19 protein-coding genes and 1 pseudogene are annotated in these 21,439 nt (G+C 69.6%); 7 read left to right on the top strand and 13 right to left on the bottom strand.

What is annotated here, in order from left to right:
• Positions 1–198 precede the first annotated feature (198 nt).
• Together ABD333_RS08260 and ABD333_RS08255 are read left to right on the top strand one after the other, a co-directional pair.
• On the top strand, positions 199–1,572 hold the full coding sequence (locus tag ABD333_RS08260) for a threonine/serine exporter family protein (protein WP_344539311.1): 1,374 nt from the start codon (positions 199–201) through the stop codon (positions 1,570–1,572).
• A 77-nt stretch (positions 1,573–1,649) separates the two neighbouring features.
• A complete protein-coding gene (locus tag ABD333_RS08255; protein WP_344539309.1) occupies positions 1,650–1,976 on the top strand; it encodes a hypothetical protein in 327 nt (108 codons plus the stop codon).
• 438 nt (positions 1,977–2,414) lie between these two features.
• Here ABD333_RS08255 and ABD333_RS08250 read toward each other — a convergent pair whose 3' ends face one another.
• A complete protein-coding gene (locus tag ABD333_RS08250; protein WP_344539307.1) occupies positions 2,415–2,849 on the bottom strand; it encodes a pentapeptide repeat-containing protein in 435 nt (144 codons plus the stop codon).
• A 5-nt stretch (positions 2,850–2,854) separates the two neighbouring features.
• Between ABD333_RS08250 and ABD333_RS08245 the strand changes: the two genes are divergently transcribed.
• Positions 2,855–3,568 (top strand): DUF6745 domain-containing protein, encoded by a 714-nt coding sequence (locus ABD333_RS08245; RefSeq protein WP_344539305.1) that lies wholly within the window; start codon positions 2,855–2,857, stop codon positions 3,566–3,568.
• Between the two features lie 73 nt (positions 3,569–3,641).
• Here the strand turns inward: ABD333_RS08245 and ABD333_RS08240 are convergent, their stop codons facing one another.
• Positions 3,642–4,997: an LCP family protein gene (locus tag ABD333_RS08240; RefSeq protein ID WP_344539304.1), complete on the bottom strand. Its 1,356-nt coding sequence runs from the start codon at positions 4,995–4,997 to the stop codon at positions 3,642–3,644.
• A gap of 197 nt (positions 4,998–5,194) precedes the next feature.
• Between ABD333_RS08240 and ABD333_RS08235 the strand changes: the two genes are divergently transcribed.
• Positions 5,195–5,530 carry an MmcQ/YjbR family DNA-binding protein gene (locus tag ABD333_RS08235; RefSeq protein WP_344539302.1) on the top strand — a complete coding sequence of 112 codons (336 nt, stop codon included), beginning with the start codon at positions 5,195–5,197 and terminating at the stop codon, positions 5,528–5,530.
• Between the two features lie 166 nt (positions 5,531–5,696).
• Here ABD333_RS08235 and ABD333_RS08230 read toward each other — a convergent pair whose 3' ends face one another.
• The 8 genes and pseudogenes from ABD333_RS08230 to ABD333_RS08195 all read right to left on the bottom strand — a co-directional run bounded on the left by ABD333_RS08230 (position 5,697) and on the right by ABD333_RS08195 (position 13,544).
• Positions 5,697–6,587: an STM4011 family radical SAM protein gene (locus ABD333_RS08230; RefSeq protein WP_344539300.1), complete on the bottom strand. Its 891-nt coding sequence runs from the start codon at positions 6,585–6,587 to the stop codon at positions 5,697–5,699.
• Positions 6,584–7,867, bottom strand: a complete 1,284-nt coding sequence (locus ABD333_RS08225; protein WP_344539298.1) for an STM4012 family radical SAM protein — start codon at positions 7,865–7,867, stop codon at positions 6,584–6,586. The genes ABD333_RS08230 and ABD333_RS08225 overlap by 4 nt, the downstream gene beginning before the upstream one ends.
• Positions 7,864–8,672: pseudogene (locus ABD333_RS08220) on the bottom strand (STM4013/SEN3800 family hydrolase). The gene ABD333_RS08225 and the pseudogene ABD333_RS08220 overlap by 4 nt, the downstream one beginning before the upstream one ends.
• A complete protein-coding gene (locus ABD333_RS08215) occupies positions 8,669–10,012 on the bottom strand; it encodes a hypothetical protein (RefSeq protein WP_344539296.1) in 1,344 nt (447 codons plus the stop codon). The pseudogene ABD333_RS08220 and the gene ABD333_RS08215 overlap by 4 nt, the downstream one beginning before the upstream one ends.
• Complete coding sequence (locus ABD333_RS08210; RefSeq protein WP_344539294.1) at positions 10,009–11,262, bottom strand: STM4014 family protein; 1,254 nt, start codon at positions 11,260–11,262, stop codon at positions 10,009–10,011. Before ABD333_RS08210 ends, ABD333_RS08215 begins: the two co-directional genes overlap by 4 nt.
• Positions 11,259–12,200: an STM4015 family protein gene (locus ABD333_RS08205; RefSeq protein ID WP_344539292.1), complete on the bottom strand. Its 942-nt coding sequence runs from the start codon at positions 12,198–12,200 to the stop codon at positions 11,259–11,261. The genes ABD333_RS08210 and ABD333_RS08205 overlap by 4 nt, the downstream gene beginning before the upstream one ends.
• Positions 12,201–12,206: 6 nt before the next feature.
• Positions 12,207–13,139, bottom strand: coding sequence for an STM4015 family protein (locus ABD333_RS08200; protein ID WP_344539290.1), 933 nt, complete (start codon positions 13,137–13,139; stop codon positions 12,207–12,209).
• Positions 13,140–13,310: 171 nt separating this feature from the next.
• Positions 13,311–13,544, bottom strand: a complete 234-nt coding sequence (locus ABD333_RS08195) for a hypothetical protein (protein WP_344539288.1) — start codon at positions 13,542–13,544, stop codon at positions 13,311–13,313.
• A gap of 72 nt (positions 13,545–13,616) precedes the next feature.
• Between ABD333_RS08195 and ABD333_RS08190 the strand changes: the two genes are divergently transcribed.
• The 3 genes from ABD333_RS08190 to ABD333_RS08180 all read left to right on the top strand — a co-directional run bounded on the left by ABD333_RS08190 (position 13,617) and on the right by ABD333_RS08180 (position 18,061).
• Positions 13,617–14,168 (top strand): hypothetical protein, encoded by a 552-nt coding sequence (locus ABD333_RS08190; protein ID WP_344539287.1) that lies wholly within the window; start codon positions 13,617–13,619, stop codon positions 14,166–14,168.
• A gap of 1,980 nt (positions 14,169–16,148) precedes the next feature.
• Positions 16,149–17,360, top strand: coding sequence for an HNH endonuclease signature motif containing protein (locus tag ABD333_RS08185; protein ID WP_344539286.1), 1,212 nt, complete (start codon positions 16,149–16,151; stop codon positions 17,358–17,360).
• Between the two features lie 164 nt (positions 17,361–17,524).
• Positions 17,525–18,061, top strand: a complete 537-nt coding sequence (locus tag ABD333_RS08180) for a hypothetical protein (protein WP_344539284.1) — start codon at positions 17,525–17,527, stop codon at positions 18,059–18,061.
• Between the two features lie 44 nt (positions 18,062–18,105).
• Here ABD333_RS08180 and ABD333_RS08175 read toward each other — a convergent pair whose 3' ends face one another.
• From ABD333_RS08175 to ABD333_RS08165, 3 genes are all read right to left on the bottom strand, one after another.
• Positions 18,106–18,930, bottom strand: a complete 825-nt coding sequence (locus tag ABD333_RS08175; RefSeq protein WP_344539282.1) for an NAD(P)H-binding protein — start codon at positions 18,928–18,930, stop codon at positions 18,106–18,108.
• Positions 18,931–19,005: 75 nt separating this feature from the next.
• The gene (locus ABD333_RS08170; protein WP_344539281.1) at positions 19,006–20,490 is read right to left on the bottom strand and encodes an AAA family ATPase; all 1,485 of its coding nucleotides are present in this window, start codon (positions 20,488–20,490) and stop codon (positions 19,006–19,008) included.
• A 100-nt stretch (positions 20,491–20,590) separates the two neighbouring features.
• A complete protein-coding gene (locus ABD333_RS08165) occupies positions 20,591–21,409 on the bottom strand; it encodes a MetQ/NlpA family ABC transporter substrate-binding protein (RefSeq protein WP_344539279.1) in 819 nt (272 codons plus the stop codon).
• Positions 21,410–21,439 lie beyond the last annotated feature (30 nt).

Here is a 21,439-nt window from a genome sequence, read left to right as displayed (position 1 = left end):
CGGCCCGCGGCCACCCGGGCGATGACCAGTGCGAAAGGATGATCGCACCGTGGACGGCCCGCTTCCAGAACGACGCGACCTGGGCGGCCAGGCGCCGGGCCGTCCGGCCCGGAGGGCGCCGTTCGGGATGTTTCGTCACGCAAGGTAGCCTGCCCAGGGAAGATCAGTGATCAAGGTACGGAGGCTCACGTTCGCGTTATGGGGCGGGCAGCGGACCGGGTACGGCGCACCTTCCAGGTGCTGATGGACGGGGCTCCGGCGGAGCCCCCGGAGGACGAGCCGGGCGAGCAGGTCGACCCACGGGCGATGGACCTCGTGCTGCGGGTCGGTGATCTGCTGCTGGCCAGCGGCGAGTCGACCGAGCGCATCAACGAGGCGATGCTCAGCCTGGCGCTCGCCTTCGAACTGCCGCGCTGCGAGGTCCAGGTGACCTTCACCGCCCTCCAGATCTCCGTGCACCCTGGTCAGGGCGCGATGCCCGTCACCGCGGCCCGGACCGTCCGGCGCCGCACGCCGGCGTACTGGCGCCTCGCCGAGCTGCACTCCCTCGTCCAGGACGCCTCCATCGGCATGCTGGAGCTGGACGAGGCGCACCAGCGGCTCGCCAAGATCAAACACGGCCTCGCGCCGTACCCACCGTGGCTCCTGGTCGTGTGCTTCGGGCTCATCGCCGCGTCGGCGGCCGTCCTGATGGGCGGCGGGCCGCTGGTCGCGGGCACCGCGTTCGTCGCGACCCTGCTCGGCGACCGCACCGCCGCCGCGCTGGCCCGGCGCGGGGTCGCGGAGTTCTTCCAGCTCGCGGTGGCCGCGGCGATCGCGGCGGGCGCCGCCGTACTGGTGATCGCGCTCGGCGGCTCCGACCGGGCCTCGACCATCGTCACCGGCGCGATCCTGGCGCTGCTGCCCGGCCGCCCGCTGGTGGCGAGCATCCAGGACGGCATCACCGGCAACATGGTCAACGCCGGCGCCCGCCTCCTGGAGGTGTTCTTCCTGATCACGGCCATCGTGGCGGGGCTCGGCGTGATGGTCTACGGCGCGGTGCGCTTCGGCGTCGACGTCGACGTCCAGCACCTGCCCGACTTCCCGGCCTTCCTGTCCCCGGTCGCGATCGTGGCGGCGGCGGCCGTCGCGCTGACCTTCGCCGTCTCCCTCGCGGTGCCCCGGTCCGTCCTGGCACCCGCCGCCGTCGGCGGTGGACTCATCTGGATTCTGTATGTGACGCTCCTCGGATGGGGTGTCAAGCCGGTGCTCGCCTCTGCGATCGCCGCGGTGGTCATAGGCACTCTGGGTAGCTTCTACGCCGCGCGCCGCCATGCCCCCGCGCTGCCCTACGTCGTCCCGGCCATCTCACCGCTCCTGCCGGGCACGCTGCTCTACCGGGGCATGGTCGAGCTCAACACCGGCTCGCCCGAGGACGGCATGCTCAGCCTGGTCGGGGCGCTGTCGGTGGGCTTGGCGCTCGGCGCCGGAGTCATCCTGGGCAGCGAACTCGTCCGTGCCTTCCAGCGCGTCGGCCTCAGCGCCTCCGGCCGCTGGGCCCGCCCGGCCGCCCGCCGCACCCGCGGCTTCTGACCTGCCCGCACAGGCTTCTGACCTGCACGTACGGGCGGTCGCCGCAGAATGTCGGTGGCGGCGGTTACCTTCGCGGCATGTACCGACAGGGAGACATCCTCATCCTGCCCGTACCCGAGGAATCCGTTCCGCAGACGGTGCGCGACCTCCCGGCCGCGCCGCGCGACGGCCGCGGCCGCATGGTGCTCGCCCTGGGCGAGGCCACCGGCCACGCGCACGCCCTCGTCGCGCCGGGCACCCTGCGGCGTGATCCCGATCCCCTCAGACCCGACTACCTGCACCTGCCGTCCGGAGGGCGGCTGAGCCACGAGGAGCACGCCGCGATCAGCCTGCCCAAGGGCTGGTACCGGGTGGTCCGCCAGCGCGAGTACGTGCCCGGCGCGGTCCGGGTCGTGGCCGACTGATGGGCACCGACTGGGCCGCGGCGGCGTTCGCCACCGGCCCCGCCGACCGGGCACGGGCCGAGTCCGGCATCCGCGCCGCCTACACGTCCGCCGGCCTCCCGGAGCCGGAGCGCTTCGTCTGGGTCCCCTCCCCGATGGCCGGCGCCGTGACGGCAGCGGTCCTGGCCGGACACGCCGAGCCGCTGGAACGCGCCGGACTGGCCGCCCCAGTCGCCGCCGCCCGCGCAGCACTGGCCCCCGGTGGCGTTGGCCGTGAAGACACTACGTCCGCAAACATCGGGGGCGTCTCCCGTAGCAGCGCGGGGGCGGGCGAGTCCGTGCGCGACGCCGTACGGACTCGCCCGTGGGAGCGGGCTCGCGCGGAGGCCACCGCCGAACTGGGGCCCCAGGGCTGGGCACGCGCCTGGGCCGAGACCGGGGCCCCGCTCTGGTCCCAGGTCAACAACCTCGTGACCCGCGTCCGCCAGGCCGTGCGCGCACCAGTCGAAGCCAGCTCGCGAGCCCAAAGCCCAGCCGAGCCAAGACCAACCGAAGCCCCCTCAGCCGAGGCAGGTTCAGGCGGGGTGGGCTCAGACGCAGCGGGCTCAGCCGTACCGGGCTCAAGCGCGGCACGTTCAGACGCGGCAGGTCCAGCCGTGCCGGGCTCAGGCGGGACGGGCTCAGGCACGGCAGGCTCAGCCGGGACGAGCGCAGACGCGACAGGTTCAGGCACGGCAGGCTCAGCCGGGACGGACGCAGACGCGACGGGCTCAGGCCCGACAGGTTCAGGCGCGGCAGGTTCAGGCCCGACAGGTTCAGGCCCGACAGGTTCAGGCGCGGCAGGTTCAGGCCCGACAGGTTCAGGCCCGACAGGTTCAGGCGCGGCAGGTCCAAGCACCGTGGGCTCAGGCGGGGTGGGCTCAGGCGGGGTGGGGTTGCCTGCTCTGGGGTCGCTTGATCGGGAGACCGTCGATGCCGCTGTGTCGGTGCTGCGCGGGGCCTGTGTGGAGGCCGTGTTGGGCCAGCACGATGCTCCATGGCTGGCGCTCTTCGACTCGCTCGATCGTCTCGACGGGCTCTCCGGTGTCGCGGAGACCGCTCGTTCGGCGGGCTGGTGGTGGCCGTACGAACGGCTCGCCATCGTCTCCGAACGCCCCGTCGAGCTGCACCGCGACGAGCCGGGCCGTCTTCACCGGGGCGACGGCCCGGCCCTCGCGTATCCCGACGGGTTCAGCCTGCACGCCTGGCGCGGCATGCCGATCCCCGGCGATTTCATCGCCTCGCTCGCCGAGCTGACCCCCGCTCGGATCGACGCCGAAGACAACGCCGAGCTCCGGCGGGTGATGCTGGAGATCTTCGGCTACGACCGCTACCTGGCCGAGACCGGGGCCCGGCCCGTCCACAAGGACGAGACCGGTGTCCTGTGGCGTATCGACCTGCCAGGCGACGAGCCCGTGGCCATGGTCGAGGTCGTCAACTCCACCCCCGAGCCGGATGGCACCTACCGCACCTACTACCTGCGTGTGCCGCCCTCCACGCGCACCGCCCGCGAAGGCGTCGCCTGGACGTTCGGCGTCGCCGAGTCCGACTACCGCCCTGAGCAGGAAACCTAGGCCGCGAGTCTCAGACCGGTGCCCCGTCGGTGGCCTCTTCCCCGCCACCGACGGGCACCTCCGCCAATCCCTGTCAGGCGGGGTTCTCGCGGCAGATGTCGTCGCTGGCCCGGTGTTCGTTCTGCTGGCGCGGGATGCCGGTGCTCTTCAGGCCCGGGAAGTTCGCGCCGAGGATCACCTCGATGGTGGCGGCCGGAACGCGAGCGGTCGCCACCGTTCCGGCGCGCGGGATGAGGGCCGCGATGGCGGCGGCCTGAGCGGCGGCGCCCCTTCCGTACCGGATCTGCGTCGTGGCGGTGGGACGGCTCAGGTTGCCGACCTTGCTGACGGTGAACGCTCGGTCGCGCAACGAGTCGGCGACCAGGCGGGCCTGTCCCTCGGCGCCGGAGCCGTTCAGCACGCGGACCTCGACGTTGGTCTTGGCCGTCGCGGCGGGCACGTCGCTGATCTTCTCGTCGTTGCGCACCGCGGTCAGGAACCGGGCCGCGGCGGGCTGGGCGAGCTGGCGGCGGTCGTGATCGAGAGCGTACGGCTCGTCCGGCACGGTCACGAAGCGCACCTTGCCCGCCGTCAGGTCGCGCATGCCCTGGGCGATCTTCAGAATGCGGGAGGGGGTGAGGTCCCGGTCGGTGGTCAGCGACTCGGCCGAGGCCGTGAGCAGGGCGTTCAGGCGGCCCGGGCTGGTGAGGACGCCGCCGGTCAGGGCCTGTTTGGCCAGCGAGCCGAGGAACTGCTGCTGGCGCTGGATGCGCTGGGTGTCCGAGCCGTCCCCGATTTTCTTGCGAGCCCGCACGTAGGCCAGCGCCTGCTTGCCCGCCACCCGGTGCGGGCCCTTGCCGAGACGCAGCCCCGCCTCCGGGTCGTACACCGGCTTGGTCAGGCAGATCGGCACCCCGCCGACCGCAGTGGTGATCTTCTCGAAGCCGACGAAGTCGACCTGCACGAAATGGTCGATCTTGATGTGGGTGAGCTTCTCGATCGTGTCCATCGTGCACGTCGGCCCGGCCCGGCCGATCGCCTCGTTCAACATCGCGAGGGACGAGGCCGGTGTGCGCGAGCCGTCCTTGCGCTTGCACGCGGGGATCGGCACCATCAGGTCGCGCGCGAAGCTGATGCCCAGCGCCTGCCCGCCTCCGGGCGACAGGTGCAGGAGGATCATCGTGTCCGAGGCGGGCGCCTTGTCGCGCAGGCTCCGGCCGTACTGCGCGTTCGCGCCCTCCCGCGTGTCGGAACCGATCAAGAGGATGTTGAGCGCGTCGTTCAGTTTCCTGGGGCGCTCGCCAGTGATCAGCTTGTTCGGGTCCTCGTGCTGGATGCTGTTTTGGATCCGCCAGTAGTAGCCGTACGCGGCGAGCGTGGTGGCAACGATCACTCCGGCGAGGGCGATGGAGATCCAGGCAAGGGCGCGTGGGGGGGTGATCGTGGTCATCGGCAGGCGTCGATGGACATGACGAGACGGTCTCGCTGATGGAGGAGCGAGGCGGGCGGAGTGTGCTCCAGTTCGAGCGCCAGCACGCGCAGCAACGTGAGGAGATCCATGAACGCGGGACCCTTTCGCGGTGGTTTGCCGGTGATGTCTCTCCACTTCCGCCCATCCAGGTTCACACGCGTCTATCGTCGGTGGTCATGGGCGGTCTGGACGACGTACGGCGCACCCTGCTGGCGCTCCCCGACACCGAGGAGGTGCCGGGCCGCAACGGCCACACCTACTTCCGTACGAGCGGCACTATCTTCACCTGGGTGACCGAGGACGAACGGGAGGCGATGGTCAAGGCCATGCGCGCGGAGCAGACCGCGCTCGTCGCCGAAGCACCGGAAATCTACGCGCCCGGCTACAGTTCCGGCCGGTTCGGGTGGGTGATCGTCCAGCTCGCCAAGGTGCCCGCCGACGAACTGGACGAACTCCTGAACGAGGCGTGGCATCTGACTCACCGCCCACCCCGCAGGCGCCCGTCGCCCTAGTCGAACACGCTCCCAGCCGAACCGCACTCCTAGCGAACATGCCCCTGAAGAACGCGCCCGTGGTGGCCACGCCCGTGGTGAACGCGGCCCCGCAGAACACGCCCCTGGAGAACGCCCCCTAGCTGAACTGCGCACTTGGCAGACGTGCTCGCAGGTGAACGTGCCCTTAAGTGAGCTGACCCCTAGGTGGGCTGTGTTCCTTGGTGAGGTGTGGGATGCGTTCCAGGATGCCGCCCGCGAAGACGTCGTACAGGCCCAGCGGCTCCAGGTGGACGTAGCCGATGTGGCAGTCACAGACGTCGAGGGGGCAGGGACGCGGCCCGAGTGCTCGCCGGAACGAGTCGTCGTAGAGATTGCCGAGCACGGTCGGGATGAAGTGGCAGCGGCGGACCGTGCCTTCGCCGTCCACTGAGATCACGCTGTCGCCGGTACGGCAGGCCTGGCCACGGCTGGCGTGGGGGTGGCGGCTGTAAGGGAAGAGCGGATCGAGCTCGGTCCAGATAGCCGCCTCGGCGTCTGTGTAGGCGCGGCCCTCAGCGGCGTTCACCCAGAGGTAGGTGGCGGGTGGCAGGTCGGCGCGGAGCTTCCGGGCCGTCTCCAGGTGCTCGGGCTGCCCTACGATGCCGACGCTGAAGCGGACGTCACGTTCGTTCAGATCCGTGCACTTGCCGATGAAGCGCTCGTACGGCACCTGACCCGGGTGGTAGGTGGCCCAGAGGGCGAGGGTCGAGAGGTCCGCGTCCGCCGTCCAGTCCACGCGGTGGCTCAGGTTGGTCTGGATCGCGACGCGCTCGACGTGCGGCAGATGGCTCAACTCGACTAGGGCACGGCGATACCAGGACCGCACGAGCCCCTCACCCCACGGCGTGAAGAGGACCGAGACCGGATGGGCCTGGGCCGACACCCAGGCGACGAAGCGTTCCAGGGCGGCGCGGTCGGCGCGGAGCTGTTCGGGGGTGTCGCGCCTCTTGGCGAACGGGCAGTACGGACAGTCGTAGTCGCAGCTCGCCAGCGGCCCCCGGTAGAGGATTGTCAGATGGTCGTCGTGGCCGGTCATCGTGCCTCGTAGGAATCCATGAGTGCGCGTACGCGCCCCGAGAAGAGCGCCGGTCCGATCGCATCCGAGTAGGCCAGGCCTTCGGCGGTGAGGCTGAGGGTGGCGGGGTCTTCGCCGAGCCAGCCGTGTTCGGCGAAGGCGGTGAGTTCAGATTTGAAGTCGTCGGCGACATCGGTGCCGAACCGGCCGCGATAGGAAACGCGGTCGAGCCCGCCGGCTTGGAGGAGCGACTGCACGAGATGCCGTCGCCTACGTTCATCGTCGTCGAGCTCAAAGCCGACGCGGGCTGTGCCGAAGTCCTTCTCCCGTACGTAGTGGTTGATGATGCCGCGCACCTGACCCGCCCCGACCGCGTACTCGAACGAGTAGTGGAGCCTGGATGTGTAGGAACGGGCACCGCAGCCGAGGCCGACCATACCGTCGGTCTGGCAGCAGTACTCGGTGCCGGACGTGGTGCCCGGCAACCGGAACATGCGCATCGAAACCTGCTCGTATCCACAGGCGAACAGGTGGTCGCGGCCAATCCGGTAGAGCTCCAGCCGCTGGTCGTCCCAGTCGTGCGCCTGGCGCCCAAGGCCGGTGAGCGGCCGGACATAGAGCGGGTAGAGGTAGAGCTCCTCCGGCTCCCAAGCGAGCGCGGAGTCGAGCGAGTGCAACCAGGTCGCCGGGGTCTGACCGTCGATGCCGTAGATCAGGTCGATGTTGAGGGTCGGGAAACCCACCGCGCGGATACGGTCGAGCGCCGCCTCGACCTCGGCGCGCTTCTGTGGGCGTACAGCGGCCCGCGCCTCCTCGTCGACGAAACTCTGCACTCCGATCGACACCCGAGTTGTCCCACGATCGCGCAGTACCGTCAGCCGGTCGGTGGTCGCGGTGGCCGGTGAGGTCTCCACACCGAGAGGGATCGCCGCGAGGTCGCCGAAGCGCTCGGCGATGTCGCAGAGCCGTTCCAGCTCGGCCGCCGTCAGGTAGGTGGGCGTACCTCCGCCGAACGCCGCCGTAGCGAACGCGGCGTCGTTCCCTAGTGCGTCGCGTAGGGCGGACGCCTGTCGCTCCATGGCGCCGAGGTACGCATCGGTCAGCTCCTCAGGTGCGCCGGTACGCGTGAACAGGTTGCAGAAGCCACAGCGCATCTCACAGAACGGCACGTGCAGGTAGAGGAATAGCGCGTCGCGTACCTCGTCTGCCCAGACGTCGCCGAGCCGAGGCTCCGGCTGCAGCGGACGGTAGGCGGTCTTGTGCGGATAGGCGTAGACGTAGCTCTGGTACGGCTTCTTCACGACAGTACGAACTCTCCATACGGAACGGTCCAGACGACCTCGTGGCCGATGCGGTGCCCGGTGTGGCCGTCCTCGCCGTACGCCGTGCCGTGGTCCGAGCACACGATCACGAAGCACGGCCGCCGCATGAGGTCGAACAGCCGCGCGAGTTTGCGGTCCACATAACGAAGTGCGGCGGCGTGGCTGGCGGGCGAGTCGCCGTCCTCGCGCGTTCCGCCGTCCAGGTAGAACCAGTTGGGCTGGTGCAGCGACGCCACGTTCAGCAGCAGGAACAGCCGCCGCTCGGTAGGCAGCCCGCCGACAACCTCGCCGACGCGGTCGATCTGGTGGCCGAGCGAGTCCGGCTCAGTGACGCCGAACGAGGGCTCCCAGTGGCTCTCAGCGAAGAGACCAGGCAACACCGAGCCCAGTGGCGTCCGCATGTTGAAGAAGCCCACGCCCCCGACGCACACCGTGTGGTAACCCACTGCGGCGAGCCCAGCCGGGAGATCGGCCGCGTCGAACGTCCACGTACCGTCGCCCGTGGTCTCGCTGCCTGGGAAGCGTCCCGCAAACAAACGCGGATGCCGTCCAGGCTCGGCCGGAGTCGGCAGGAACCAGCGAGCATCGCCGCGTGCGCCGCATACGTGAAGCTCCCCGGCGTATGCCGCCGCTCCCATCGCCCACCCGGCAGCAGGCTCGTGAGCGTCGGCGTCTCCCCCGCCGCCGCGAGCTCCGCCGCAACGTCGTAACGCAGCGTGTCGAGCGTCACCAGCAACACATCGTGGGTGCCAACGACCTCGTTCATGTCATACCTGGCCGTCATGGCGTCAACGACGATCGTATCGACCGCAGAGCCACAGCCCCCACAACGGCCGCAAAGCGCACGGCAGCCGCGCCGCGCACGACGCCAGTGGCACGCACAGCAGCCGCGCCGTGAATGGCGGCCGTGGCGCGAATAGCGATCACGGTCGGCGCAGCAGTCATGGTGTTTATGTCGGTTGCGAAGCACACGGCGCTCGCGGCACACACGACAGTCGCTTCGTGCCCGACAGCCGCAACGGGCATGCCGGCCGTGGCAGACACGCCGGCCGCAGCGGGCACACCGGTCGCAGCGGCCATGGCCGCCGTGGCGGGCGAGGCGCGCACGGCAGCCGCGCCGCGCACGACGGGCTTGGCGATCGCGGCGATCGCGGCGATCGCGGCGATCGCGGCGTGAATGGCAATCACGGCGTGCGCGGCGCACACGGCGGTCATGGTGTTCACATCGGTTGCGAAGCAGACGGCAGTCGCAGCACACACGACAGTCGCTTCATACACAACAGCCCCGGCAGGCATGCCAGTCCCAGCGGCCGTGGCGGGCGAGGCGCGCGCGGCAGCCGCGCCATGCACAGCAGCCGCGCCGCGCACGACGGGCTTAGCGGTCGCGGCGATCGCGGCGTGAATGGCGCTCGTGGTGTGCGCGGCGATCGCGACGCACACGGCGGTCATGGTGTTCACATCGGTTGCGAAGCGCACGGCGCTCGCAGCACACACGGCAGTCGCTTCGTGCACGACAGTCGCGATGGGCACGGTGGCCGTGGCAGCCACGCCGGTCGCAGAGGGCACGCCGGTCGTTTCCTGCATGGCGGCCGTGACAGGTACGCCAGCCGCAGCGGGCACGACGGTCGCGGAGCGTACGACGGTCGCGGCGAGCATGGCCATCGCAGCGAGCACGGCGGACACGGCGATTCGTTCCTGCATGGCGGTCGCGGCGGGCAAAACGACCGGGGCGGGCATGGCGGGCACGACGGTCGCAGTGGGCACGACGGTCGCAGTGGGCACGACGGTCGCAGCGGGCACGACGGTCGCAGCGGGCACGACGGTCGCAGCGGGCACGACGGTCGCAGTGGGCACGACGGTCGCAGCGGCCGTGGCGGGCACGGAAGCCGCGGCGGGCGCAGCAATCACGGCCGACGTGGCGCGCACGGTCGGCATGACGCGCACAGACGGCGCGACGCGCACGGCCAACATGGCGCGCACGGCAGTCGTTTCCTGCACGGTGGTCGCGGCGCGCAGGGCAATCGCGATGGGCACGGCCAGCGCGGCGTGCATGGTGGGCGCGGGCGCCGTGGCGTGCATGGCGGTCGCGGTGGGCATGGTGGTCGTTTCTTGCATGGCGGTCATGCCGGGGCGTTCCTCAACAAAGCGGCTCTGGCCTGGGCAGTGTAGGTGTCGAGTCCATCGGCGAACGTGCCGGGTAGTCCGGTCAGTCCGGGCAGGAGGTCGCCGAAGGCGTTCACCTCAGCGACGGCCAGCCGCCGCCAGCCGACCCCGACGAGGAGATCGACTCCGACCATGAGGCTGCCCGGGAAGCACGCCGCCGCCCGCTCGCACGTCTCGAGAGCTCGCCGCCAGCCGTCCTCCCCTAGTGCCTCCCGTACCGCGCCGAGATCTCCTCGCGTGCCGCCCAAGTGCAGGTTGGTCATCGCATGCCCGCTGGTCCGCACCACCGCGTGGGTCGCCTCGCCGGCGATCACGACGACCCGCAGGTCGAGCACCCGTTCGCACAGCGACGCCTTGGGTATCCAGGCTTCGACGTGCAGGCCGTCCGGTGCCAGGGCGTCGATCAGCTCCGCGACCTGGCGTTCGGACTCGTACGTGCGCACCCGCAACGAGTTGTAGGGACCGCGCGGCGTCATCGCCACCGAGGTGACCGCCTTGATCCGGCCCGGCGCCGTCTGGAGCGCGACGACACCGGCCGCCGACGAGCCGTGCGCCGCCTTGACGAACACCCGCGGCAGTCGTTCCTCGGCCATCCGCGCCCGTAGCTCGTCGTAGCCCTCCACCTGCGGCAACGCTGGCGGAACGGGCACAACCGAGGCTTGGAGCAACGCATGGCAACGCCGCTTGTCGAACATCACGGCGATCTCAGCGGGATCGTTAAGGAGTCGCGCCCCGGTCGCTCCAATCCGGTCCAGCGCCTTGGTGAACGTCGCGTACCAGCGGGCCCCGCCACCCACCCGTGCCGGATCACCAGGACCGCGCAACAACGCATCCGCCTCGGCATCCTCACCAGGCGAGTCGATGCGCACAACATCCCCGGCTCCGATCGGCAACCCACCGCCCCAGCCGAGCTGCCGTTCGGCGCTGCGATCCAGCAGTGGCTTGGCGGCGCGATCCAGCAGTGGTTCAGCGTTGCGGTCGAACGGTGGTTCGGCGGTGCGGTCCCGCGGTGACTTGGCGGTGCGGTGCGGCGGTGACTTGGCGGTGCCGTCCAGCAGTGGTTCAGCGTTGCGGTCGAACGGTGGGTTGGCGGTGCGTAGTACGTCTGTCCAGGGGACTACCTGCGGCGTGGTGCCGTAGACGGCCTCGTAGGCGGCTACGAAGGACGTGACCCGGCGGTCCCCCGGCGTTCCGATGACGATGAACGTCATTCCGTTGCCGCAACGTAGAATCCGGCGTCCCATTCGTCGGACCATTCCGCCTCGCGCAGCGCGTCGGCCGCTTTCACGTCGACATCGCTCAGGGCGGATCGCAGTCTGTCCAGCATCGGTTTGGAGAGGAAGGCGTAGTCCACATCGAGGGTCGCCAGGTGTGTCAGTGGTTGGCCGGACAGCAGGGCTTCGACGCCCCGATCGGTTAGCGTCCCCAGGCTCAGGCTGAGCGAGGTGAGCCACGCGACCACCGGGGCTGATGCCACTGCCTCCGCGATCTCGTCCTGAAGTTCGCTGTTCCTCAGGCCGAGGTGCCGCAGTGACGGCAGCCGCTCGCCGCTCAGGATCGGCGCGAGGTCGTCGACTGTGGCATCGCCTCCGTACTGCCGGATGCCCAGCCACAGGTCCAGATGTTCCAGCGCGGGCAGATCACTGGCGCCCACGGCCTGGACGACACTCGCAGGCAGACCGCCCGACTCGAACCGCAGCACTCTCAGCGTCTCGCTACTGAACGGGCTCAGCTCCAGGCTTTGGTCCGGAGCGCCGCCGCCACGCACCTCAACGCGTTCAAGTCCAGGGAACGCCTGGAGCACGGGTGTGATGTCCCCGTGGCCTATCCACGACAGGTGGTACTCCTCGTCCAGGATGTCGCCAAGGAACAACGCCCGCAGGCTCGGGAAGCGGCGCGCGTGCGTGATGAGCGCCTTCGCCGCGGCGGGCTCCTCGTATCCCCAGAAGCCGATGACGAGGCTCGTCACCTTCGTGGTGTCGACGGACGCCACGAACCGTTCGAAGACCTCGGGGAACGCCGGCTCGCCCCAGTCGCCCCGTACGGCCCACGCGACCTCGGCCGCGTCCGGCAGTTCGCCTTCGGTGTCCCAGTCGAAGGTGAAGACCGGCAGGCCGTCGAACTCGGAGAGATGCTCATCGAACGCCACGGGGCCTCACTCCGAGACGGCGACGTAGCGCCAGTCGTCCTCCTCTGGTTCCTCCTGCTCGCTCACGTCGACCTCGACGCCGGGCAGGGCCGCGCGCACCCGCTCCATCATCGCGTCGGAGAGGAAGTGATGGTGCAGGTCGAGGCGCTTCAGATGCGTCAACGGCTGGCCCGACAGCAGGGACTCCGCGCCGTCGTCGGTCAGCATGCCCATGGCCAGGCTCAACGACTCCAGTCGCGCGACGACCGGCGCCGCCGCCACCGCGGCCGCGATCTCGTCCTGGATCTCGGCGTCCTCCAGCCCGAGGCGCCGCAGGGCGGGAAACCGTTCGCCGCTCAGGATCGGCGCGAGATCCGCGACCGTCGCGTCTCCCCCGTACTCGTCGACGCCCAGCCACAGGTCCAGGTGCTCCAGGTTGGGCAGATCACTCGCCGCCACGGCCCGGACGACGCCCGCGGGCAGACCGCCCGCCTCGAACCGCAGCACCTTCAGCGTCTCGCTGCGGAACGGATTCAGCCGCAGGCCTTGGCCGCCGCGCACCTCGAAACGCTCCAGCAGGGGGAACGCGGCGAGCAGCGGCCCGACGTCGGTGTGCTCGATCCATGAGATCTCCGACTCCTCGCCGGTGATGTCCCCCAGGAAGAGCGCCCGCAGCTTGGGAAACCGGTCGGCCGCGCCGCTCAGCAGGGCCACCGGATCGGCGACCTTCGCGTCGTACGAGGCGCCCCAGTAGCCGATGACGAGAGCCGTCACCTCGGTGGTGTCGACGCGTTCCAGGAAGCTGGCGAAGACGTCGTCGAACGCCTCCTCCTCGAACGCCGTACGGATCGCCCAGGCCACCTCCCCCGCGTCGGGAAGGTCGGCGTCCGGCCCGGGGTCCCCGGTGAACGGCTCTACCCGGAGCCCGGCGTATCCCACGAGGTGCTCGTAGATGGCCATGCGATCCTCTCAATGATCGTCGGGGTTCCATGTCCTACCAGGAACGCCCGACAAACCAGGGCCGCTCGACCAAATAGCTACGAGTCAGACGTCATCGGATGGTCGGCCGATCCTCGCCGCCCCCCACCCTGGGGCCGCGCACAACACGATGTCGCTCTTCAGCTCGCTGGGTCACCCGCTGCTTTCGGGATTCGCCACAGTGCGGCAACCAAGCCATGCGCGCTCGTCAACCGACACGACAATGCCATTCATGCGCAACAGATAGCCCACAGCGACCTTTGTCGTCTCTTCACTGAAAGCCTTCAAATTTGCGCTCGGACGAAGCTCACGAAAGAGGCCATCCAGCCACTCAAGTACGTCATACCCGCAGCGATATACCTTGATCTTGGAAAGTTCTGGCCTCATACGGCCACCAACCATCCTGGGGAAACGGTGGTCCAAACATTCGACCGACCATTAAGAAACCCGGAGGTTCCCATGAGCAGGAAATTCGGCACGCTTCTCGCCGTCGGCGCCGCCGCGCTGATGATTTCAGCCGCCACGGGCTGCAAGGTGGAGATCAACCAGCCCGGCGAAAGGACCGGAGGATCCGGCACCGGCGGCTCCAGTGGCTCGGGCGGCTCCACTGGCTCCGGACGCTCCGGCGGCTCATCCTCCAGCGGCTCGGGCTCGTCCTCAAACGGCGGAAAGGTCACTCCCAAGCCCGATGGAAAGCCGCGCCTCGTGGTTTCTGACGACTCTGTCTTCCTGGTCTGCCCCGGCGACGCGTGCACCCAGGCGGTCACACTCCGGAACACGGGCACCGCACCCTTGAAGCTCTACAACTTCGTGATGCTGGACGACGCCAACTTCTACGCCGACAAGACCTGCGCCAACTACGAACTCAAGCCAGGACACAGCTGCACCTTCCGGCTCTCCTATCGGGGTCCGGTCGAGAACCACGTCTACACGGCCCGCCTGGTCATCCACCAGAACCTCCCAGGCGACCCCACCTACATCGCGCTGACCAAGCACCCCATCCCAGCCTGACCGAACGACAATTGACTCCGCCCCACAAATCCACGCGCCCCCACGACCCCCAAGCCACGGTGCCGGAACGGCGGGCCCACGAAGATGCGGGACGCCAAACCGCCGAGCTGCCCAGGACTGCTGGGGAGCCGGCCTGCCAGGTGGACCGAGCCTCTTGAGCTGCGGGAATGCAAGCCATCGGACCTGCGGGGCCGCTGGACGCCGGACTGCGGGCTTGTGGGAGGCCGGACTGCGGGACTACCGGGTGGCCCGGTTCCGCTGGGCTGCGGGATTGCCGGACCGCCAGGCTGCCGGGAGGACCCTCCGCTGCTGCGCTGCCGGACTGCCGGGCCGCGGACCTACGGGTCTGCCGACCTATGGGCGACCGGACTGCCGAAGGCCGGAGTGGGAACGCAGGACCGCCGGGCCGGGCAGCTCGCCGCTGCTGGACCGCCGGCCTGCCCGGGACTGCGGCGCAGCCTTAGCTGCGGGTGTGCCGGGGTTGCGGAGGTGCGGCCTGCGAAGATGCGGGATTCCAGACCGGCGGGCCGCCCAGGACTGCTGGGCTGCCAGACCGCCAGCCTGCCAGGCGACGCTAGAGCCCTTGAGCCACCCCCCGGGGCTGGAGGGTGCCGGACGCCAGGCTGCAGGCCTGCGGGGATGCCCAATCCTGGGGCCTGAGTGCCCGAGGGACTGCCGGACGCCGGACTGCGGGCCTGCGCGAGGCCGGACTGCGGGACTACTGGGTGGCCCGGTTCCGCAGGAAGGCGGGATTGCCGAACCGGCAGGCTCCCGGGAGGACCCTCGGCTGCTGCGCTGCCGGACTGCCGGGCCGCGGACCTACGGGCCTGCCGACCTACGGGCGGCCGGACGCCGGACTGGGAACTGCGGGACCACCGGCCGGGCAGCCCGCCGCTGCTGGACCGTCGGCCTGCCCAGGACTGCGGCGCCGCCGTAGCTGCGGGCGTGCCGGGGCTGCGGCCTGCGAAGATGCAGGACGCAGACCGCAGGGCTGCGGCTGCCCAGGACTGCCGGGTTGTCAGACCGCCAGCCTGCCAGGCGGCGCTAGGGCTCTTGAGTCACCCCCCGGGCTGGAGGGTGCCGGACGCCAGGCTGCAGGCCTGCGGTGAATCCCGAGGGCCCGCGGAGCTGCCGGACGCCGGACTGGGGGTTTGTGCGAGGCCGGACTGCGGGACTACCGGGTGGCCCGGTTCCGCAGAAATGCGGGATTGCCGAACCGCCAGGCTGCCGGTTGGGCCCTGGGCTGCTGCGCTGCGGGCTGCGGACCTACGGGCCTGCCGACCTATGGGCGGCCGGACTGCCGAAGGCCGGACTGGGGAACCGCAGGACCGCCGGGCCGGGCAAGCCCGCCACTGCTGGACCGCCGGCCTGCCCAGGATTGGGCGCCGCCGTAGCTGCGGGCCTGCGGAGGTGCGGGCGTGCGCGGGGGTGCGGAGGTGCGGGCGTGCGGAACCGCTGGGTGCGGAACCGCGGGAAGCGCGGGGGTGCGGGCGTGCGGGCGTGCGGGAAGGTGCTGGGGTTGCTTTGGGGTTCGGCGGGGGTCTCCCCTTTGGTTTTGCGTTCTGTCCGGGTGCGGGCGGGTGGGGCTGGGGGTTGAAAAGCGGCGGCGACAAGAAGGCTGTGGGCGGGGTCGAGGTGTTTGGATGTGTTCGAGTTCCTGGTGGCTGGTGTCCGATCTTTAGCCGCGCGGAGCGCGGGTTTGCGCGGCTGCTTCTACCGTTGTCGTATGGGTGGAGTTTCGCGAGCTCAGCCAACGTGACAGCAACGCTCAGGGAGCCGCACGGACGGGTGGCGGGTCAATTCGGCGCCGCTCAGCCACCCGCTCGGATCAGCCGACTTAGCTCCTGACTCACCCGCCCCGGCCTGCGGCGACCGTTGGATGGGCGTTCAGGCCAGGCTCTTGAAATGGATGGCCACATTCGGACAGGGAAATGTGCAATCGATCAACTACTGTGCGTTATGGGGCTGTAGAATAAGTGCATGCGTTCGATCGTGGCGGGTCTGGAGTCCGCTTCTACCGGTGAATTGGTGGAAGCGGCTGCCGCGATTGTCGGCGAGCTTGCGCGACGTTCCGCGCCTGAGTCGGGTGCGGCTTGTATGGAGCTCGCCGAGAAGCTTGGCGCGGTGGTTGATCAGGCAGAGTTCGCGCTGGCCGGGTTGATCGCGGTGGTCGACCGTACCGGGGAGATGAAGCACTGGGGGCTGCCGTCCGCTCAGGCGTGGCTGCGCTGCCGTCTGGGCATGCGTGACGGGCGTGCCAAGGAGCGTCTTGCCTTGGCCCGGCAATTGCCGCGCTTGGAGCGGGTGAGCACGCGGTTGGCCGCTGCGGATTTGTCGTACGGGTATGCGGCCACGATCGCTGATGCGGTGCAGCGGCTGGGTGATGACGACTGTGCGGTCGCCGAGGACATCTTGTTGACCGCTGCGGATGAAGGGGTGTCGGCGGGGAAGGTCGCTCGGTTGGGCGGCAAGATCCACGACCTGGTCGCCGAACGCACCGGCACCGAGAGGCCGCCCGAGGACGCCGCGCGCGGCTACCAGCGGTCGTGGATCACGGTGAGTCGGTCGATGGACGGTGGCTGCTACCTCAACGGCTGGCTGAACAGCGAGGACACCGCCATCTTGGACGGCACCCTGGCACCGTTGACCAAGCCCGCCGGCACCGACGATCGACGTGACCTGGGCGAGCGCACTGCTGCTGCCCTGTCCAGTGTGCTGGCGGGTGGCCACAAGGCGACCCGTGTCACCGTCATCGCTGATCTGGCCACGTTGACCGGTGACGACAAGCCCGGCTGGCTGCGCGATGGTACGCCGGTCCCGGCCGAGCAGGTGCGGCGGCTGGCGCTCACCGCCGGAGTCTCCCCGCTGCTGTTGGGGACGGGGAACGTGCCGCTGTACCTGGGGCACACGGTCCGGATCGCCAGCCCGGGGCAGCGCCGCGTTCTGGAAACGCTGTATGACACCTGCGCGGTGGAGGGTTGCGAGACTCCTGGGTTCTTGTGCGAGGTCGACCACGTTGATGGGTGGGCGTTGGGCGACAGTCCCACCGACATCGACAAACTGACTTTGTGCTGCGGCTGGCACAACCGGTGGAAACACACTCATCCTCGGCAGGTGCAGATCAGCAGGGTCGATGGGCGCTATCGCTACCGGGCAGGGGTGGCTAGATCCAGAAGACCTCTCGCGGCTTGACCTCCCCCTTGCGGGGGAAGCCGACTGGTCGGGCGGGGGAAGCGCACGCCCTGGGGTGACCGAGATCGTTAACGCATGAGCACGGAGTTGAAAGTCAAGCTGCTGGCGATTGCGGCGCTGACGGCGGTCATCGCGGTGGCGATGCTGGCTACCGGGGGTGCGTGATGGCCACTGTCATGATGGAAGCGCCCATCGAGGTTCGTACGATCAAGGGACCCGTCCCCCGGTGGGCCGAGTGGGCCGCGCAGGCGACGATGTGGTGCGCGGTGCCTTCGGGCATCTGGCGGATTCTGTTCGCGCTCGGCCTTCCCGCAGGTTTCACCGGCTCGCAGGATCCGGCGAACGGGTCCTGGTACCTGCTGCCGTACGTCATAGCGCTGACGGTCCTGTCGGAGGCGCTGGCGTTCCTCAGCATGGGGCTCGTCCGGCCGTGGGGTGAGATCTGGCCGCGCTGGGTGCCCTTCCTGGGCGGCCGTGAGATCCGCCCGCTTGCCGCGATCATTCCGGCTGCTCTCGGTGCTGGAGCGCTGATGCTGCTCTGGACGCCGTTGTTGTTCGTCGGGCTCGACTCCGATCCGGAGCTGCCCCACGGCGACAAGGCCGTGATCCTGTTCGCCTGCTACATCCCTCTTGTGGCCTGGGGACCGCTCCTGGCAGCGGTGACCGTCGCCTATGCCATCCGCCGACGTCGCTACGGATGACGCGACGAGGCGAGCGCCGGGATCGCCGGCGCTCGCCTCGTCGTTCACGCGCGGAACGAGTCGGCGTTCTCGGCGGCCCATTGCGCGAAGGTGCGTGCCTCCCGGCCGGTGATCTCCTTGACGGTCGGGACCACGGTGTAGCCGGCCTCCGGCGTGTTGCCCAGCGCGTTGACGAGGAACTCGATGGTCTCCTCGCCCATGCCGTCGCCGCGCCACTTGGCCCGCGCCTCGTCCACGGTCAGCTCCACGAACCGCACGTCCCTGCCGATCGCCGTGCTCAGGATCGCGACCTTCTCCCTGAGCGTGATCGCCTCGGGGCCGGTGAGGGTGCAGGTCTCGCCGCTGTGACCGCCCTCGACCAGCACGGTCGCGGCCACGGCGGCGATGTCGCGCTCATGCACCAGCGCGCTCAGCCGGTCGCCGAACGGCTCCTTGATGACGCCCTCGGTCTTGATCGTCTGCGCCCACCAGCGCAGGGTGTTGGACATGAACTCGACCGGTTCGAGCAGCGTCCACTCGATGCCGGTGGCGGCCAGGGCCTGCTCCAGTTCGCCCGCCGCACGGCCGCCGAGCACCGTGACGCGCCGGACGCCCGCTTCGGCGACCAGCTTCGCCAGGCCCGCGCCGTCGGGGAGAGGTGTGTAGTCGTCGCCCGCGAAGTTGATGAGGTGCACCGCCTCGACGCCGTCGAAGGCACCGGCGAGCGAGTCGAGACGGGCGAGGTCGCCGCCGACGACCTCGACGCCCTCGGGGAACGCGGCCTTGTCGGGGTTCCTGGTCAGTGCCCGAACGGGACGTCCGGCCGCGCGGAGTTCCTCGACGACGAGACGTCCGACGGTCCCGGTGGCACCGGTGACGAGGAAGGTCATGACGAACCCCAATCTGTGGAACGGAACGTTCTGATCTCATTGTAGCAGAACGGAACGTTTCATTCCATTAAACGGCTAGGGGCAGTCGGACGACAGGCCCGACCAGGCGCGTCCCCGGATCGCAGGCGCCTCGTCGTCGAAGTCGTCGTCCTCGTCGTCCTCGTCGGGCGCGGCTCCGAGGAGGCCCGGGGTCAGGGCCTGTCCGGGGGCCGACATGCCGTCCAGGGCGTCGGCGAAGTGCTCGTCGGTCAGGGACTCGACCTTCTCCTGGGTGCGGAGGGCCACCAGGACGGCGCGGCGGAGAAGCTCCTTGATGAACGAGGCGGTCACGCCTTCGGTGCGTTCGACCACGACATCCAGGTCGGCCTCCAGGCGCAGGTGCCGCGCGTAGAGCCGGAGCAGCCGCAGACGGCCCTCGGCGTCGGGGCGCGGGATCTCCACGGCCAGGTCGACGCGGCCGGGACGCTCGGTGAGTGCCCGTTCGAGGACCTCGATCCGGTTGGTGGTGAGCAGGAAGACCACGTCGGCGTCCTCGGCGATGCCGTCCATCGCGTCGAGGAGGGAGAACAGGATCGGCGAGCTCTCGTACATCTCGCGGTCCTCGGCCACCAGGTCCACGTCCTCAAGGACGAGCACGGCGGGCTGGAGGCGCCGGGCCAGCGCCACGGCGTTGTCCAGGAAGCGCATCGCCGGGCCGGTCAGCTGGATCACGGTGTAGCCGGAGAGCAGGCCGATGAGGTAGCGGACGCTGTGGGTCTTGCCGGTGCCGGGCGGGCCGTACAGGAGGGCGCCGCGCTTGAGGTGCTGGCCAGCGGCGAGAAGCTGTTCGGCCTTCTCGGCGATGCCCACGACGTGCGCTTCGATGCCCTCCAGGCGGCCGTCGGGAAGGATCACGTCGTCGGCGGTGAGGGCGGGACGGGGCAGGAACGTGACGAGCTGGTTCTCCATGTGCTCGCTGACGCCGAAGCTCACGAACTGCCCGCGCAGGACGTCGCGTTCCTCCTTGAGGCGGCGCACCTCGTCGCGGACCTCCGTGGCGACCTGGCGTTCCCGCGCGAAGACGACCAGGCCGACCTGCTGGTTGAAGTCCTCGGTCGTCTGGATGCCGAGGACGACCGGCGTGCCGTCGGCGGTCCGGGACGGCACCATGCCGAGCTGGACGACCTCCATGTTCTGGTCGGGCGCGACGCCGGTGGTGCCGTAGTCGGGACGGCCGAGACGGTACGAGCCGAAGTCGAGCGCGCGGGTCAGCATCGAGTCGAGGCTCTCGAAGTGCCGGTCGCCGCCGGCGATGCCGAACCACTCCGCGCCCGGCGAGTGCGCTTCGAGGTAGGCGTCGACGCCGCGCTGGAGGCTGGCGTGGTCCCAGTCGGGGAAGTTCTCTTCCACGGTCAGCACTTCGTGGAACTCGCAGCCGAGGTGGCCGGTCAGCTTCTGGAGGAGGGGCGACCGCGCGTTGTCGTCGCTGACCCGGTCCGCGGCGGAACGCAGCAGGCGCTGGAGCGAGGCGGCGATGGAACGAGCGATGGCCGGGTCGAGTTCGCCGTCGGTTTCGGACACAGTTTCCCCGTTCGGTCGGAGTGCGCGCACCCAGGCAGACCCGCGCACCCCTACAGACGAGAAGACCCCGGACGGAGTTCCGTCCGGGGTCGCAGCCGGCTCAGGAGGTGGCGATGAGCACCGAGCCCTTGTACTTGTCCTCGACGAACTTCTTGACCTCGGGGCCCTGGAGCAACTGAACGAGCTTCTTCACCCGCGGGTCGTCCTTGTTCTCCGGCAGCGTGACGATGCCGTTGGCGTACGGGTTGCCCTCGGCCTTCTCGGCGACCAGCGCGTCCTTGTTGGGGGCGAGGTCGGCCTCAAGGGCGTAGTTGCCGTTGATCACGGCCGCGTTTACGTCGTCCAGCGACCGGGGCAGCTGGGCGGCCTTGAGCGCCTTGAACTTCAGGCCCTTGGGGTTGGCGGCGATGTCCTTGTCGGTCGCGCTGGTCGACGCGCCCGGCTTGAGCGTGAGCACACCGTTGTCGGCCAGCAGCTTGAGCGAACGGCCGTAGTTGGCCGGGTCGTTCGGGACCGCGACGGTGGCGCCCTGCGGCAGCGCCTTGAGGTCCTTGACCTTCTTGGAGTAGATCCCCAGCGGCTCCAGGTGCACCGGCGCGACGAACGTCAGCTTGGTGCCGGACTTCTTCTCGAACTCCTGCATGAACGGCACGTGCTGGAAGTAGTTGGCCGTGACCTGCTTTTCCTTGAGCGCGTTGTTCGGCTGCACGTAGTCGTCGAAGGTGACGATGTCCAGCTTGAGCCCGGCCTTGGCCGCCAGGCTGTCCTTGACGTACTTGAGGACGTCGCCGTGCGGCACCGGGTTGACGGCCACCTTCAGCGGCGCGTTCTTGTCCTCGGAGGCGTCGGACGAGCCGCACGCGGTCAGTCCGGCGAGCAACCCGACGGAGGCCAGCGCGATCGTTATTCTGCGAAGCACGAAGAGTGCCTTTCTCTTGATGGGGATCTA

This window comes from Actinomadura fulvescens, from assembly GCF_039533225.1.
Classification (GTDB): Bacteria; Actinomycetota; Actinomycetes; order Streptosporangiales; family Streptosporangiaceae; genus Spirillospora; species Spirillospora fulvescens.
The sequence above is the reverse complement of the archived record's forward strand: the minus strand, read 5'-3'. Positions and strand labels throughout refer to the sequence as shown.